A 15,156-nucleotide genomic window follows, 5' to 3' on the forward strand; every position below is an offset into this window, starting at 1 on the left:
CTCGCCCATAAGGATGAAGCCCTAAAGAGAGGAGCATGCGATGGACATAGCACTGAAGGAGGTCACCCGCGAGAACTTCGAGGCTGTCATTGCGCTGGAGGTGGCGACAGCGCAGCGTGACTATGTTGCTGACAATATGTACTCCCTTGCCGAATCCAGCTTCCATCCGACCTATCGGCCTCGCGCCATCTATTGCGACGGGCAAGTGGTCGGCTTTCTCATGTATGAATCCTTCGACCACAACGACCGGCCGCCGGCCTACAACATCTTCCGGCTGATGGTCGACCGACACCATCAGGGAAGAGGCATCGGGCACAGGGCCATGCAGTGCGTGCTGGACGAGATCAGGGCCCAGGGCCCCTTCGAGCGGATCGCGATCTGCTATGTGCCAACCAACCGGGTCGCCCGGGACTTCTACGCCAGCCTCGGCTTCCAGGAAACGGGGCCGAGCGAGGAGACCGGCGAGGTCATTGCCGAGATCCGGGAATAACGAGGAGCGCCTCCGGCATGCCCCACGCCTGATAGACGAGTAACCGTCGTCCCCAGCGGTTCGTCGGCGTCCTGGGCTACTTGCCAACGCCAGCCGTGTCGCTGCCACCAGGCCAGGGCCCTTTCGGCGTTGTGGCGCGGGCCCCGCCTTCGGCATAGTACACCCCGGGCCTTCGCTGTCGCCCGATGGGCGTCCGGTCGGGACAGACCGGAGCGTCACCCGGATGGTAACCTCTGGGTAACAGCCCCGTGATGCCTTCGGGCCTGGCGCGGCAGCATCGACACGTCGCCTGGCCAGAAGCCCATCACTCCGCACAAGCGCCATCACCACCGACAAGAGAGAGCCCCATGAGCGACACCCCCTGGACGCGCCCCATGCCCGAGCCGCAGTTCGACTTGATGCGACGCATCCTCGCGGCACCCAGCCCTGTAGGCCTGGAGGCGGCCATGACCTATGGCGTGCTCAAGCCCCATTTCGAGGGCTTCGCCCCCGCGGGCTGGCAGCTGCACCAGTTCAAGGGCCATGCTGGCGTCGTGCTGGACACGCACCCGGGCCGCGACGATCTGTTCAAGGTGATGGTGATCGGCCACGCCGACAAGATCCGCATGCAGGTTCGCTCCATCGGTGAGGACGGCAAGATCTGGATCAACACCGACGCCTTCCTGCCCAATGTGCTGATCGGCCACGATGTCACGCTGTTCAGCGAAGACCCGCAGGCGCCCGGAAGCTATCGGCGCCTCGAGGGCGGCACCGTGGAGGCGCTGGGTGCTATCCACTTCTCCGATCCGGCCCAACGCAACGGCGAAAAGGGCATCAAGAAGGAGCAGATCTACCTGGACCTGCAGATCCACGGCGAGAACAAGAAGCAGCAGGTGGAGAAGCTGGGCGTGCGCCCCGGGGACTCGATCATCTTCAACCGTCCTATCCGCCATGGCTTCAGTCCGGACACCTTCTATGGCGCCTACCTGGACAACGGCCTGGGCTGCTTCGTCACCGCCGAGGTGGCGCGACTGATCGCCGAGGCGGGCGGTACCGAGCAGGTCCGGGTGATGTTCGCCATCGCCAGCTACGAGGAGATCGGCCGCTTCGGCAGCCGGGTGCTGGCCGGGGAGCTCAGGCCCGATGCCATCATCGCCGTGGACGTGAACCATGACTACGTGGCGGCCCCAGGCATCGGTGATCGCCGCATGCAGCCACTGGAAATGGGCAAGGGCTTTACCCTGTCGGTGGGCGCCATCGCCAGCGAGCAGCTCAACCGGATCGTCGAGGCCACCGCTCGCGAGCATGACATTCCCATGCAGCGCGACATCGTCGGCGCCGATACCGGTACCGACGGCATGGCCGGGGTATTGGCATCGGTGGACTGCGTGGCCACCTCCATCGGCTTCCCGATCCGCAACATGCACACCATCTCGGAGACGGGTAACACCCAGGACGTGATGGCGGCGGTCCACGCCATCACCCGCAGCCTCCAGGCGCTGGACGCCCTGCCCGACCCGCACCGGGAGTTCCTGGACAATCACCCGCGCCTGGACCAGGCCGGCACGCTGGGCCACCAGGGCGCAGACAAGCCGGATTCCGGCAGCGAGAAGGCGGATTCCGGCAGCGAGAAGGCGGATTCCGGCAGCGAGAAGGCGGATTCCGGCAGCAAGGAGGCGGAATCCGGCAGCGAGAAGCCGGATTCCGGCAGCGAGAAGGCGGACTCCGGCGCCTGGTAGACGACAAGCGCAGGACGCGACAAGGGCCCCGGAGCATACGCCTCGGGGCCCTTGTCGTTTTCGGCATTCCTGATGCCTGGCTGGAATGATGTCGTCGGCGCATGGGCCTTGTAACAACGGAATCCGGATTTGCTCACACCCCCGCACGCGGGTGGCTATCATGTCCGCGTATCCACACACCAGCCAATGTGAGCGCCATGAAATCCTTCCTCGTCGACGTCTTCGCCATCCACTCTCGCGGCCAGGAGATGCACCTGGGCGGCGGCCTGTTCCATGCCTCCAGCGCCATCGAGGCCGAGGACATGGCAACCGAGGAGTTCTGGGCCGCCGCTCTCGCCGACCGCGGCTTCGAGATCGGTTTTCGTACCGATACGCCGGAACGCGGCCAGCAGGTGATGTCGCTGGAGCGCCTCAGGGCGTCCACCGCCGGCGCCCTCTACGCCTGAGCGGCAAGCGCCGCCTGGCGGCGGCCTGCATCATCCGCCCAGCGGGGCACGGGGATATCCCCGTGCCCCGCTTCCGTTATGGCGCCGCTGTTCCCGCTAAGCGTTGCTATGCCCGAGAGCCCAGCACTCCGACCAGCGCCTCGGCCAGCACCGGCGCCATGGCGATGGCATTGCTCTCGTGAGCGATGCAGTCGGTGCTCCAGACCTCGCTGACACCGGCATTCCGGATCACCTCAAGCGCATCACCGGCAAACAGTGCATGGGTCAGCGCTACGTCCACGGAGGCCGCCCCGGCGGCCAGCAGCGCCTCGGCGGCACGAGCCACGGTATGGCCTGAGCTCGCCACGTCATCCATCAGCACCACCGCCCGCCCCACCAACGGAGTGTCGGGCAGATGGATCTCCACGTCGCGGTCGCCGCGGCGCACCTTGCGGCAGGTGGCATGATCGAGGCCCGTCAGCTCGGCGGCCTGGGCCACCCACTGCAGCGCCTCCTCGTCGGGCCCCAGCAGCAGCGCCCCGGGACGCTTCTCGGCGATCAGCTCGGCGAGCCGCGGCGCCCCGGAGAGCGCGATGGCGTGCTCGATGGGAATCGCCTGATCGAGGCGCTCGATGCGGTGCAGGTGGGGGTCCACGGTGATCACCGCATCGAACAGCTCGGCCAGGAAGCCACCGATGATGGTCTGGCTGACGATCTCGCCGGGATGGAAGGCGATGTCCTGACGCATGTAGGCCAGATAGGGGGCCACCAGGACCAGCCGGCCCACTCCCTGCCGGCGGGCGTGGCGCGCCAGCAGCAGCAGCTCGATCAGCTTGTCGCTGGGCCGGTCCAGGCTGCGGTAGAGCACAATGGTCTCGGGAAAGGCCCCCGCCTCGGCGAAGGGCAGCGTGAGCTTGAGCTCTGCATCGGGGAAGCGATGGCGCTCGACCTCGCGAGCGGCAAGACCACAGGCCTCGGCCAGCCGACAGGCCGGGGCGGCTTCGTCGGCGAAATGGAGCAGTGCGATGGCCATCAGAACTCCACGTTCAGGCGGGTAACCTGGTCGGCCTGTCCGAGGCTGAAGCCACTGTCCCGCTCGGTGGACTGGTGGGCGAAGGCCAGCTCATTGCGAAAGGCCGCATAAACACGATAGAGCGCCTGGCCCGCCTCGACGCGGTCACCGATGCGCGCCAGCAGGTCGACGCCTGCCCCGGCGGCCTTGGGCGCACCAGCCAGGCGGGCAATCCGCGCCAGCTTGAGGTTGTCGATGCCGATCACAACGCCGCTCTCGAGTGCCACCACGTCGAAGGCATGGGGCGCCAGCGGGGGAGCGTCGGGGTCGAAGGGCTTGCCCCCCTGGGCCGCGATGATCGCCTGCATCTTCTCCAGGGCACGGCCGGAGTCGAGGATGTCTCGGGCGATGCCGAAGCCGTCGCCGCCGCGCACGTCGGGGTCGAACTCCAGCATGCGCCCGGCCAGGCGCAGCGACTTCTGGCGCAGGTCCATGGGCGCCTCGGGATGGTTGGTGAGCACCCGCATCACGTCGCGGGCCTCCAGCACCGGGCCGATCCCCCGTCCCACCGGCTGGCTGCCGTCGGTGATCACCACGTCCAGGGTCAGGCCCATCCGCCCGGCCACGAACTCGAACAGCTTTCGCAGCTGCCGGGCCTCCGGCATGGAGCGCACCTTGGCGTGGGGCCCCACGGGGATGTCGAGCAGCAGGTGGGTGGAGCCGGCGGCCACCTTCTTGGAGAGGATCGAGGCGACCATCTGCCCCGGGGAGTCGATGGAGAGAGGCCGCTCCACCGAGATCAGCACGTCATCCGCCGGCGAGAGCTGACTGGTGCCGCCCCAGGCCAGGCAGCCTCGGTGGGTTCGCACGATGTCGCCCAGCGCATCGAAGGGCAGGTCGACGTTGGCCAGCACCTCCATGGTATCGGCGGTGCCCGAGGGGGAGGTGATGGCCCGCGACGAGGTCTTGGGGCAGAGCAAGCCGTGAGCGGCAATGATGGGAACTACCAGCATGGAGGTGCGGTTGCCGGGAATGCCGCCGATGCAGTGCTTGTCCACCACCGGATGCTCGTGCCAGTCGAGTCGCCGCCCGACGCGGCCCATGGCATCACTGAGGTAGAAGACCTCCTCACGGTCGAGCTCGCCACGGTCGCAGGCCACCACGAAGGCAGTCAGCTCGATCTTGGAGTAGCGCAGGTCGGCAATGTCGCGAATGATGTCGCGAAAGTCGTCGCGGGATAGGCGCTCTCCGGCCAGCTTGCGGTGTAGGGCCGGGATCGAGGCCGGCGGCTCGGCCTGGGAGACGCTGACCGGGTGGCCCTCACTGGAGCCCAGGGAGGCGAAGGCATCCTCGGAGAGGCCAAGCTGCATGGGGTTGACGATGCTGGTGTCGTCCACCACGTTGAGACTGGCCAGAATACACTGACCGTTGGCGCGCACCTCCACCTTGGAGAGCGCCTGGAAGCCCTCGGCGCGGTAGAAGTCACAGTCGCGATGCAGGTAGGCGACGTTCTCCCGGTAGGTATCGATGCCCACTCGCTTCAGCGCAAGCGGTGAGAGAACATCGTCCAGGACGGCTGGGGTCTTGGGTCGTGTCATGGGCTCTTCCATGCAGCGTGGCCGACCGGCGCCTGGGCCTCCTGCCACGCGGAAAATCGGGATGGTTCCATCCTAGCAGCCACCCTGAAGGGCGTCACCGGCGCAAGGCCAAGGTAGCGATGTGACACCCTCGGGTTCGGGTGTAGGCTGGCAGACGATCAAACTGAAAACAGAGGAAAGACGATGCGACTGGCGATCATGGGCAGCGGCGGCGTGGGCGGCTACTTCGGGGCACGCCTGGCCGAGGCGGGGCATGACGTGACCTTCATCGCCCGAGGTGAACACCTGGCGGCACTGCAGCGTGACGGGCTGACGGTCTCCAGCATCGAGGGCGACGCGCACCTGTCCGAAGTGAAGGCCACCGACGACCCGTCCCGAGTAGGCACCGTGGATGCGGTTATCGTGGCGGTGAAGTCCTGGCAGGTAGCCGAGGCCGCCAAGGCGATACGCCCGATGATCGGACCCGACACCTTCGTGGTGCCGCTGGAGAATGGCGTCGAGGCCGCCGAGACCCTTTCCGCAGTGCTCGGCAACGCCCACGTGCTCGACGGCCTGTGCGGCATCCTCGCCTGGCGCGAGGCCCCCGGACATATCAAGCACGCCGGGGTCTCGCCCTTCGTGCGCTTCGGCGAGCGCGACAACCGCCACAGCAAGCGCGCCGAGCGGCTAAAGGCGGCCTTCGACCAGGCTAGAGGCGTCACGGCCGAGATTCCCGACGATATCCAGGTGGCGGTGTGGAGCAAGTTCCTGTTCATCTGCGCCATGAGCGGTATCGGCAGCGTGACGCGAGCGCCCATCGGCGTGAGCCGCACCCTGCCCGAGACCCGTGCGCTGATCGAGCAGATTCTGGCCGAGATCGCGGCGGTGGCCCGGGCCCGCGGCGTGGCGCTGCCCGAGGATGCCGCCTCCCGGGCCATACGCTTCATCGATGCCCTGCCGGCGGAGAGCACCGCCTCCATGCAGCGCGACATCGTGGCCGGGCTCCCATCGGAGCTGGAGGCCCAGAACGGTGCCGTGGTAAGACTGGGCCGCGAGGCAGGGGTGGCCACTCCGGTCAACGCCATGATCCACGCCGCCCTGCTGCCTCAGGAGCGGGCCGCCCGGGGCGGCTGATCGCGGACGCCTCAGGGCAGTCGTCCCTCCCGGGCCAGGCGCCGGCGCACCCAGCGGTCATAGCACCAGCGCAGCAGCACCTTGAGACCAGGCAGGCCGATCAGCCAGGCCAGTGGCCTGAGCCTGGGCACCCGGCGCATCAGCAGGATATAGGCGTCGATCCCCTCGACAATGCGCCCGCCTTTCTCTTCCACGTGCAACGACAGCAGCGCCGCCGGCGGGTCGACGTTCTTCTCGCGCAGGGTCGACTGGTGGTCGGTCACGTCGCACCAGATCACCTGCCGACCGGCCTCTCCCGCCCAACGTTCATAGCGGGCGCGATCCTGCCGGCAGCCGGGACATAAGCCGTCGTAGTAGACCTTGAGTGGCGCCTCAGCAGGCATACGACACCGGACCCAGGGCATCAGCCACGCCGGTAGGTGCCCACCAGACGATTCATGCCCAGCAGGTGCGGCTCGACCTGGACCAGCAGATCGTGGAGCTTTAATCCTTCAGGCAGATCGTCGGTGGGCTTGTCCAGCGCCAGCACCCAGAAGTAGTAGCGGTGTGAACCGTGACCCTCCGGCGGCATGGGGCCACCGAATCCCAGCTTGCCGAAATCATTCTTTCCACGCCTGCCCACCGAGGTCGCTTCCTCCAGGGAGGTGGTGGACGCCGGGATGTTGTAGAGCACCCAGTGCACGAAGCCATAGGTACCGTTCTGCACCAGGGGGGCGTCCGGGTCGTGGCAGATCAGTGCAAACCCCTTGGTGCCCGCCGGGGCGTCCTGCCAAACCAGGGCCGGGGAGATATCGTCTCCCTCTCCGGTGTGTCTGGCGGGAATGGCGCCGCCGTCATCGAAGGCGGGGCTGGTGAGCTGCATGGTCGACAGGGCAAAGGCCATCGGTGATCCTCCTTGTGAATACCGGTACAAATGCCGATTCAGCGTGGGAAAAACCCGAGGAGCTGTCAACATGCCCAAACGTCTGCTGATCGTCGTCCATGCCCCCTCCCCCAACACCCTGGCCCTGCGCGAAGCGGCCGAGCGTGGCGCGCGTCACCCCGACATCGAGGGCGTCGAAGTGGTGGTCAAGGCGCCCCTGGACGCGGGCCCCGAGGACGTTCGCGGCTGCGACGGCATCCTGCTCGGCACCACCGAGAACCTCGGCTACATGAGCGGAGCATTGAAGGACTTCTTCGACCGCAGCTACTACCCGGTGCTGGAGGAGAAGCAGGGGCTGCCCTGTGCGCTCTACATCCGCGCCGGACACGACGGCACCGGTACGCGGCGAGCGGTGGAGAGCATCGTCACCGGGCTGCGCTGGCGCTGGGTTCAGGAGCCCCTGACCCTGCGCGGCGAGTGGCAGGCGGTCTTCATCGCGCAGGTGGAGGAGCTGGGGCTCTACCTGGCCGCGGGGCTGGACAACGGCTTGTTCTGAGTCGTCGGCCCACCTTCCCCCGCTATCCCTTTCCTTCCCCTGTTCCTCCCCGACTTGTCCGTTGACCTCTCGCCAGCCGCCGGCGACCGCTGATGCTTCTGGCCTGGCCTGCACACTTGCCTTACAGGGCCGTCGACCGTGGGGACAATGCCATTCTCGGAATAATGAGTCAGCACTGGCGCTCCGCATGAGTCAGCTTGCTACTTTTGTGTTGCTTTGATTTTCATTTTGCAAAAGTTCGTCACTGCAACATACTTAATGCGTAATTTTTTGTTACCGATAGATACGATCATGTCAAGGGACACCAGTACCCACTGCCGACACAACTCAAAAAAACGGGCACGGGAGAGAGCAGTATGATCCATGGGAACGACTTGGCGCAGGCGCATTCGGGCACATCCAGCCTGGACCAATCCGTCTACACTTCACCCTTTCACGAAAGCATGCCGCCAGGGTTCTCCCCCCGCTATATCAACGACGTCAAGGTGGTCGGGCAACAGGACCAGAGTTCACCCTGGGTGGCCATTGCCCGGCTCGATGGCCGTGGGCAGCTCAGCTGGTTTCGCGTTCCAGCGGATTCGCCGCTATACCGCTGGGCCACGCGCTCATAAGCACTCGCACCACGCCAGTCCCCAACTGCCGCTCACGACCCTGCCAATCCCCTCTCCGAACAGCCCCCTCTGCCCCTGGCGGCGGAGAGCATCCTCACCGGGCTGCGATGGCGCTGGGTCGAGGAACACGGCCGCTAACTCGCCGCCGGGCTCGACAGCGAGATCCTGTGAGCCCCGCCGTCGAGTCGCTGGCACCCTACTTGGGTTGAGAGCGGCAGTGTGCGGGCCGGGCGACTATGCTTGCCTAAAGGCAGGTCATCGGGCTTCTCGACCCTTTCATGATGGCTCACCACGCCGCCGCACGGCAGGCCAAGGATCTCAACGGAGGGACGACCCATGCACACCGACAGGAGAGCGCCTCCAGGTGCCCCCTCTTGCTTCACCACGATGACTTGTCTCGCGGGCCTGCTGGCCGGCATGCTGATACCGGGAAGCTCCGTCGCCGACGAGGAACGCATCATCATCGGCACGGCGAGTTCGGCTGGCGTCTACCATGTCACCGGGCGCACCCTTTGCCGGCTGCTGGATCTCCCCTGCACCGCCCAGACCAGCGACGGCTCCGCCGCCAACCTCAAGGCGGTGCGTCAGGGCGAGGTGACCGTCGCACTGGCCCAGTCGGACCTCCAGTATTATGCCGTTTCGGGCATCGAGGGGTTCCGCGATGTCGGGCCGGACGCCTCGCTGCGCTCGCTCTTCTCGGTCCATGGCGAACCCTTCACCCTGGTGGTCCGCCGCGACAGCGGCATCCGGGAATTCGACGACCTGCGCCAGCGGGCCGTCAACGTCGGCAACCCCGGCTCGGGCCAGCGCGGCACCATGATGAGGCTGCTCGAGACCATGGGCTGGACCCTCGAGGATTTCAGCCTGGCCAACGACCTGCCCGCCGACCAGCAGTCGCTGGAGCTGTGCCATGGCAACGTCGATGCCATGGTCTATACGGTGGGCCATCCAAACGACTCGATCGAGCAGGCGATCCGGCTCTGTGACGCCGCCATCATCGACGTGGGTGGCGATGCGGTGGACCGACTGGTGGAGGAGGCTCCCTATTTCACTCGGGCCACGATTCCCGCCGGCATCTACACCCCCGACCAGCCGGCCGTCGAAACCTTCGGTGTCAGAGCCACCCTGGTCGCCTCCGAGGCGACCGACCCGGAGGTCATCCACACCATCGTCGCGGCGGTCTTCGACGACCTCGAGCGTTTCCAGTCCTCCCATCCGGCCTATGGCGACCTGTCGGCCGAGTCGATGATCACGGAGGGACTCTCGGCTCCGTTGCATGCGGGCGCCCTGCGTTACTATCGGGAACGGGGCTGGATCGAGGCCGAAGACGCCATGCAAGACGCAACGGTGGACGATGACGTTGAGGGCGCCGACTGACCAGCAAGACCATCACCACGAACGCCAGCGGCACCCCGAGGGGTGCCGCTGGCATGTTTGCCTGGCCGAGGGAGCCGGCCTGCGACCGGCACCGCGCGCCTACTTCAGGCGTTCGAACACCGTGGCGACGCCCTGCCCCATCCCGATGCACATGGTGGCCAGGCCCAGGGTGGTATCGCGTTGCTGCATCACATTGAGCAGGGTGGTGCAGATGCGCGTGCCGGAGCACCCCAGCGGGTGGCCCAGGGCGATGGCGCCGCCGTTGAGGTTGACCTTGTCGTCCATGGCGTCGAGGAAGCCGAGATCCTTGAGCACCGGGATGCCCTGAGCGGCGAAGGCCTCGTTGAGCTCCACGGTCTGGATGTCGTCGCTGGTCAATCCCGCGGCCTTGAGCGCCTTCTTCGACGCCGGCACCGGGCCGTAACCCATGATCGAGGCGTCGCAGCCGGCCACGCCGGTGGAGAGCACTCGGGCGATCGGCTCGAGTCCCAGCGATTGGGCGCGTTCAAAGCTCATCACCAGCATGCCGGAGGCGCCCACGGAGAGCGCCGAGGAGGTGCCGGCGGTGACGGTGCCGCCTCTGGGGTCGAACACCGGCTTCAGCTCGGCCATCTTCTCCAGGCTGGCATCGCCGCGAATCACCTCGTCGCGCTGGAACATTACCTTGAAGCCGCGTTCGTCGTGGCCTTCCACCCCGATGATCTCGTTGTCGAAGTAGCCCTTCTCCATGGCGGCCTGGGCGCGCTGGTGGGAACGCACGCCGAACTTGTCCTGCTCCTCGCGGGAGATGCCGTGCATCTTGCCCAGCAGCTCTGCGGTCAGGCCCATCATCATCGCCGCCTTGGCGGCATGCTTGCTGGCCGCCGGGTTGACGTCGACGCCGTGGGTCATGGAAACGTGTTCCATGTGCTCCACGCCGCCCACCAGATAGACGTCGCCCATACCGGCCTTGATGTTGGCCGCAGCGATATGCAGCGCGCTCATCGAGGAGCCGCACAGGCGGTTGACCGTCTGGGCCGGCACGCTGCGCGGAATCCCGGTCATGATCGCGGCGTTGCGCGCGATGTTCATGCCCTGCTCCAGGGTCTGGTTGACGCAGCCCCAGAGGATGTCGTCGATCTCGCTGGGGTCGACGCCAGCGTTGCGATCGAGCAGCCCCTCCATCACCGCTGCGGAGAGGTTTTCGGCACGCACGTGGCGGAAGGCACCGTTCTTGGCCTTGGCCATGGCGGTCCGCACGCCGTCGACCACCACGATATCTCTCGGGTTCAAGCTCATCTCATCTCTCCTGTTCGTCGTGGTGGGCTCAGGCCTGGGCCGGGGCTGGGTAGAAGGCCTCGCCGGCGGCGGCCATCTCACGCAGCTTGTCGGTGGGGGCATAGAGTGGCCCCAGTTCCTCGGCCAGACCGTCGGCCAGCGTGACGAAGGCGTCCACACCCATGGCGTCGATATAGCGCAGCGCACCGCCGCGGAACGGCGGGAAACCGATGCCGTAGATCAGCGCCATGTCGGCCTCGGCAGCGCTTCCCACGATGTCATCTTCCAGGCAGCGCACGGTCTCCAGGCATAGCGGCACCATCATGCGGGCGATGATGTCCTCGTCGCTGAACTCGCGGGTCTCCTTCGCCACGCCCTTGATCAGTTCGATGGCGGCCTCGTCGCTGACCTTCTTCGGCTTGCCCTTGCGGTCTTCCTCGTAGGCATAGAAGCCCTTGTCGTTCTTCTGTCCCAGGCGATCGTTCTCGAACATCACCTGGATGGCGCTCTTGCCCTCACCCTCGGTCTCGCCGCCCAGGCTGCCCATGCGCTCCGGGAAGCCCTCGGCCATCACCTCGCCGGCGTGCACCGCGGTGTCCAGACCCACCACGTCGAGCAGGTAGGCGGGGCCCATGGGCCAGCCGAATGTCTCCATGATCTTGTCGACCCGCTGGAAATCGGCGCCCTGCTCCATCAGCAGGCTGAAGCCGCCGAAGTAGGGGAAGAGCACGCGGTTGACCAGAAAGCCCGGGCAGTCGTTGACCACGATGGGCGTCTTGCCCATGGCGCGGGCGTAGGCCACGGTGGCGGCCACCGCGGCATCACTGGTCTTCTCGCCGCGGATCACCTCGACCAGCGGCATGCGGTGAACCGGATTGAAGAAGTGCATGCCGCAGAAATTTTCCGGGCGCTTGAGGTTCTTCGCCAGGCGCGTGATGGAGATGGTGGAGGTGTTGGAGGCCAGTATCGTCTCCTCACCCACCAGGCCTTCGACCTCGGTGAGCACCGCATCCTTGACCTTGGGGTTCTCGACCACCGCCTCGACCACCAGATCGACGTTGCCGAAATCGCCATAGGAGAGGGTCGGGCGGATGTTGGTGAGCTTCTCGGCCATCTGCTCGGTGGTCAGCTTCTTGCGTTCCACCTGCTTGGCGAACAGCTTGCGGGCCTCCTTGAGGCCGAGCTCGATGGCGTCGTCCTTGATGTCCTTCATCAGGATCGGGGTGCCCTTGGAGGCACTCTGGTAGGCGATGCCGCCGCCCATGATGCCGGCGCCGAGCACCGCGGCCTGTTTGACCGGGCGCGCCTGCTTCTCGTATTGGCCGCCCTTCTTCTTGACCACCTGGTCGTTCAGGAACAGGCCGACCAGGTTGAAGGCCACGTCGGTCATCGCCAGCTTGGCGAAGGCCTTGGCCTCGATGGCCTGGGCGCGGGTGCGCTCCTCGCCGGCGCCCTTCTGGATCACCTTGATCGCCGCCACCGGCGCCGGATAGTGCGGGCCCGCCTTGCCGGCCACGTAGCCCTTGGCGGTCTCGAAGGCCATCATCTGCTCGATGGGGTTGAGCTTGAGGGGTTGATTCTTCTCTTCGCGACGAGCCCGGAAGTCCAGCTCACCGGCAATGGCGCGGGCCAGGATGTCGTGGGCGGCTTCCTCGAGCTCAGCGGCAGGCACCACGGCGTCCACGGCGCCCACCTTGAGGGCGGCGTCGGCCTTGTTCTGGGTGCCACCGGCGATCCATTCGATGGCGTTATCGGCACCGATCAGGCGCGGCAGGCGTACGCAGCCGCCCCAGCCCGGCAGGAGGCCGAGCTGGGTCTCGGGCAGGCCGATCTGGGCCTTGTCGCCCATCACCCGGAAGTCGGTGGTCAACAACACCTCGCAGCCGCCGCCCAGCGCCAGACCATTGATGGCGGTCACGGTGGGAAACGGCAGATCCTCGATGGCGTTGAAGATCCCGTGGACCCGATGAAGCATCGACTCCAGGAACTCGGCGCCCTTGCCAAACATGGCCTGGAACTCGGTGATGTCGGCACCGACGATGAAGGCTTCCTTGGCGCTGGTCAGCATCAGTCCCTTGAGGCCGCTCTCGCCCTGGATGGCCTTGACCGCCTCGTCCAGTTCGGCGATCACCGCGCTGGAGAGCTTGTTGACCGACTCGCCCTGCAGGTCGAAGGTGAGCGTGGCGATGTCGTTGCCGCCGCGCGCCACCGTGATGGCATTGCCCTGATAGATCATCCGCGAATCTCCCGATTTCATACGGCCGTTTGAATACGCACAGCTTGGGTCACGAACGTCGGCTCGTCAACCCCCACCCACGTCGCAGCCTTGACGCCCCCTCGCCGCCGCCGGGTGTTAGGCTTGCTCGATGTCATCATTCAGGGTAGCCCCGCGCCATGCCCACATCCTCCCCCCCGTCAGACGAACGAGCGGAATCACCTCGGCTGAGCCAACTGCAGGCGCGCATCGAGGTGCTGATCGAGCGCCTGCGACCCTGGAGCTGGCTTTGGCCACCCGTGGCCTTCGGTGCCGGGCTGGGCAGCTTCTTTCTGGTGGAGCGCCAGCAGTGGCTGGGAGCTCTGCTGGCGCTGGGCATGCTCGCCGCCTGGCTGCTGCTGCTCTCCGAAAGCCTGATCGGCCGGCTACTGGCCCGCCGCGGCTACCCCACCCTGCCCCACGCCGCGACGCTATTCATCGCCCAGATGATCCACCAGGAGACCCTGTTCTTCTCGCTGCCTTTCCTGCTGACCACCACCGTATGGAGCAGCGGCCAGGCGCTGTTCACCCTGCTGCTGATCGGGCTGGCGGTGTTCTCCATCATCGACCCGCTCTACTACCGGGTGGCGGACCGCTATCGCTGGCTCTATCTGGCCTTTCATGCCCAATGCGTCTTCCTGGTGGTGCTGGTCACCCTGCCGATCATGCTGCAGCTCACCACCGGCCAGAGCCTCAAGCTGGCACTGGGCGCCATGCTGCTGTTCAGTCTGCCCAGCCTGTTGCACCTTACCGCCCAACAACGTGGCAGACGCTGGCTGATGCTGCTGACCCTGCTGCCGCTGCTCGCCGGGCTGGCCTGGACGGGACGCATCTGGGTACCGCCGGCCAACCTGTGGCTGGGCAGCGCAGCGCTCTCTCCCGCCTTCGATGTGGAGGCCAGGAGCCCAGAGGGCGAACTGCATCTGACGCCCGAGGCACTGGCCGGAAACGGGCTCTACGCCTACACGGCGATCCGCGCGCCGCGGGGTCTGAGAGAGGAGGTGTTTCATGTGTGGCGACAAGACGGAGAGGAGGTCGACCGCATCACGCTGACCATCGAGGGCGGCCGGGAGGCGGGCTACCGGGCCTGGAGCCACAAGCAGAACTTCCCGGGTGCCCCCGCGGGGCGCTGGCGGATCGACGTGATGACCGACAGCGGCCAGCGCATCGGGGTGGTGCGCTTCCGAGTGTCCGATGGCGAGGACGCCACCCTGGCCGATGGCCGGGAGCTGCTGACCGGTATCAAGGGGCTGCGCCGGCTGGTGCCGGGTCGGAGTGACGACGGCCAGGCAGCGGGGCCGAATTCAAACCATGGCGATACGCCGGCCGGCGTGAATGGCGATATCCAGGAGGAGTGAAATGATAAGCCGGCTTGCATTTCACGCGTCGGGTTCACAGAATCCAGCCAACGCCAGTGGAGCCCCTAGCCCATGTACGAGAATATCGGTTTTCAGCTCAGTCGCCTGCCGCGTCTGTGGCGCGCCATCATCGACGAGCGCCTGGCCCCGCTAGGCCTGACCCAGACGCGGTGGGTGACGCTATATCATCTGTGGCGACTCGGCGACGGTCAGCCCCAATGCGACCTGGCCCGTGCCATCGGCGTCGAGGCGCCTTCCCTGGTGCGCACCCTCGACCAGCTCTCCCGGCAGGGACTGGTCGAACGACGCCCATGCGACCAGGACCGCCGCACCAAGCGGGTCTTCCTGACGCCCGCTGCCACCCCGCTGCTCCAGCGCATCGACACCGTGGTGCGCGAGGCGCGCGGCGAGATGCTCGCCGGGCTGAGCGAGCAGGACGTGACAATGCTGGCCGAACTGCTCTCCCGCGTCGAGGACAACGGCCTGGCCATCCAGGCGCGAGACGCCGAGCTACAGGAGTGACGC

At 66.5% G+C, this 15,156-nt stretch carries 14 protein-coding genes; 8 read left to right on the forward strand and 6 right to left on the reverse strand.

Annotation, left to right across the window (positions count from 1 at the left end; genetic code table 11):
• Positions 1-40: 40 nt before the first annotated feature.
• The 3 genes from ACM26W_RS13335 to ACM26W_RS13345 all read left to right on the forward strand — a co-directional run bounded on the left by ACM26W_RS13335 (position 41) and on the right by ACM26W_RS13345 (position 2,654).
• Complete coding sequence (locus ACM26W_RS13335; protein ID WP_416137464.1) at positions 41-490, forward strand: GNAT family N-acetyltransferase; 450 nt, start codon at positions 41-43, stop codon at positions 488-490.
• Between the two features lie 347 nt (positions 491-837).
• Positions 838-2,208 carry a M20/M25/M40 family metallo-hydrolase gene (locus tag ACM26W_RS13340; RefSeq protein ID WP_416137465.1) on the forward strand — a complete coding sequence of 457 codons (1,371 nt, stop codon included), beginning with the start codon at positions 838-840 and terminating at the stop codon, positions 2,206-2,208.
• Between the two features lie 197 nt (positions 2,209-2,405).
• The gene (locus ACM26W_RS13345; protein WP_416137466.1) at positions 2,406-2,654 is read left to right on the forward strand and encodes a hypothetical protein; all 249 of its coding nucleotides are present in this window, start codon (positions 2,406-2,408) and stop codon (positions 2,652-2,654) included.
• A gap of 106 nt (positions 2,655-2,760) precedes the next feature.
• On the opposite strand, the gene ACM26W_RS13350 is transcribed toward ACM26W_RS13345, so the two are convergent.
• Complete coding sequence (locus ACM26W_RS13350) at positions 2,761-3,666, reverse strand: ribose-phosphate diphosphokinase (protein WP_416137467.1); 906 nt, start codon at positions 3,664-3,666, stop codon at positions 2,761-2,763.
• Positions 3,666-5,243, reverse strand: a complete 1,578-nt coding sequence (locus ACM26W_RS13355; protein ID WP_416137468.1) for a thymidine phosphorylase family protein — start codon at positions 5,241-5,243, stop codon at positions 3,666-3,668. The genes ACM26W_RS13350 and ACM26W_RS13355 overlap by 1 nt, the downstream gene beginning before the upstream one ends.
• Before the next feature lie 183 nt (positions 5,244-5,426).
• On the opposite strand from ACM26W_RS13355, the gene ACM26W_RS13360 reads away from it, so the two are divergent.
• Positions 5,427-6,356: a 2-dehydropantoate 2-reductase gene (locus ACM26W_RS13360; RefSeq protein WP_416137469.1), complete on the forward strand. Its 930-nt coding sequence runs from the start codon at positions 5,427-5,429 to the stop codon at positions 6,354-6,356.
• An 11-nt stretch (positions 6,357-6,367) separates the two neighbouring features.
• Here ACM26W_RS13360 and ACM26W_RS13365 read toward each other — a convergent pair whose 3' ends face one another.
• Both ACM26W_RS13365 and ACM26W_RS13370 read right to left on the reverse strand, forming a co-directional pair.
• Complete coding sequence (locus ACM26W_RS13365; RefSeq protein ID WP_416137470.1) at positions 6,368-6,739, reverse strand: thiol-disulfide oxidoreductase DCC family protein; 372 nt, start codon at positions 6,737-6,739, stop codon at positions 6,368-6,370.
• A 20-nt stretch (positions 6,740-6,759) separates the two neighbouring features.
• Positions 6,760-7,239, reverse strand: coding sequence for a YbhB/YbcL family Raf kinase inhibitor-like protein (locus ACM26W_RS13370; RefSeq protein WP_416137471.1), 480 nt, complete (start codon positions 7,237-7,239; stop codon positions 6,760-6,762).
• 70 nt (positions 7,240-7,309) lie between these two features.
• Here ACM26W_RS13370 and ACM26W_RS13375 point away from each other — a divergent pair, with 70 nt between their 5' ends.
• Positions 7,310-7,774 (forward strand): flavodoxin family protein, encoded by a 465-nt coding sequence (locus ACM26W_RS13375; RefSeq protein WP_416137472.1) that lies wholly within the window; start codon positions 7,310-7,312, stop codon positions 7,772-7,774.
• 998 nt (positions 7,775-8,772) lie between these two features.
• Positions 8,773-9,762, forward strand: coding sequence for a TAXI family TRAP transporter solute-binding subunit (locus ACM26W_RS13380; RefSeq protein ID WP_416137473.1), 990 nt, complete (start codon positions 8,773-8,775; stop codon positions 9,760-9,762).
• Between the two features lie 99 nt (positions 9,763-9,861).
• Here ACM26W_RS13380 and fadA read toward each other — a convergent pair whose 3' ends face one another.
• On the reverse strand, positions 9,862-11,040 hold the full coding sequence (gene fadA / locus ACM26W_RS13385) for an acetyl-CoA C-acyltransferase FadA (protein ID WP_416137474.1): 1,179 nt from the start codon (positions 11,038-11,040) through the stop codon (positions 9,862-9,864).
• A gap of 28 nt (positions 11,041-11,068) precedes the next feature.
• A complete protein-coding gene (fadB, locus tag ACM26W_RS13390) occupies positions 11,069-13,255 on the reverse strand; it encodes a fatty acid oxidation complex subunit alpha FadB (RefSeq protein ID WP_416137475.1) in 2,187 nt (728 codons plus the stop codon).
• A gap of 158 nt (positions 13,256-13,413) precedes the next feature.
• On the opposite strand from fadB, the gene ACM26W_RS13395 reads away from it, so the two are divergent.
• Positions 13,414-14,631 (forward strand): DUF5924 family protein, encoded by a 1,218-nt coding sequence (locus ACM26W_RS13395; RefSeq protein WP_416137476.1) that lies wholly within the window; start codon positions 13,414-13,416, stop codon positions 14,629-14,631.
• Positions 14,632-14,703: 72 nt separating this feature from the next.
• Positions 14,704-15,153, forward strand: coding sequence for a transcriptional regulator SlyA (gene slyA, locus ACM26W_RS13400; RefSeq protein WP_416137477.1), 450 nt, complete (start codon positions 14,704-14,706; stop codon positions 15,151-15,153).
• The last annotated feature ends 3 nt before the right edge of the window (positions 15,154-15,156 follow it).

This window comes from Halomonas sp. HK25, from assembly GCF_047795635.1.
Classification (GTDB): Bacteria; Pseudomonadota; Gammaproteobacteria; order Pseudomonadales; family Halomonadaceae; genus Halomonas.

Coding starts and splice junctions, on each gene's coding strand:
- ACM26W_RS13335 (WP_416137464.1), top strand. CDS start 41: ATGGACATAGCACTGAAGGAGGTCACCCGCGAGAACTTCGAGGCTGTC.
- ACM26W_RS13340 (WP_416137465.1), top strand. CDS start 838: ATGAGCGACACCCCCTGGACGCGCCCCATGCCCGAGCCGCAGTTCGAC.
- ACM26W_RS13345 (WP_416137466.1), top strand. CDS start 2,406: ATGAAATCCTTCCTCGTCGACGTCTTCGCCATCCACTCTCGCGGCCAG.
- ACM26W_RS13350 (WP_416137467.1), bottom strand. CDS start 3,666: ATGGCCATCGCACTGCTCCATTTCGCCGACGAAGCCGCCCCGGCCTGT.
- ACM26W_RS13355 (WP_416137468.1), bottom strand. CDS start 5,243: ATGACACGACCCAAGACCCCAGCCGTCCTGGACGATGTTCTCTCACCG.
- ACM26W_RS13360 (WP_416137469.1), top strand. CDS start 5,427: ATGCGACTGGCGATCATGGGCAGCGGCGGCGTGGGCGGCTACTTCGGG.
- ACM26W_RS13365 (WP_416137470.1), bottom strand. CDS start 6,739: ATGCCTGCTGAGGCGCCACTCAAGGTCTACTACGACGGCTTATGTCCC.
- ACM26W_RS13370 (WP_416137471.1), bottom strand. CDS start 7,239: ATGGCCTTTGCCCTGTCGACCATGCAGCTCACCAGCCCCGCCTTCGAT.
- ACM26W_RS13375 (WP_416137472.1), top strand. CDS start 7,310: ATGCCCAAACGTCTGCTGATCGTCGTCCATGCCCCCTCCCCCAACACC.
- ACM26W_RS13380 (WP_416137473.1), top strand. CDS start 8,773: ATGACTTGTCTCGCGGGCCTGCTGGCCGGCATGCTGATACCGGGAAGC.
- fadA (WP_416137474.1), bottom strand. CDS start 11,040: ATGAGCTTGAACCCGAGAGATATCGTGGTGGTCGACGGCGTGCGGACC.
- fadB (WP_416137475.1), bottom strand. CDS start 13,255: ATGATCTATCAGGGCAATGCCATCACGGTGGCGCGCGGCGGCAACGAC.
- ACM26W_RS13395 (WP_416137476.1), top strand. CDS start 13,414: ATGCCCACATCCTCCCCCCCGTCAGACGAACGAGCGGAATCACCTCGG.
- slyA (WP_416137477.1), top strand. CDS start 14,704: ATGTACGAGAATATCGGTTTTCAGCTCAGTCGCCTGCCGCGTCTGTGG.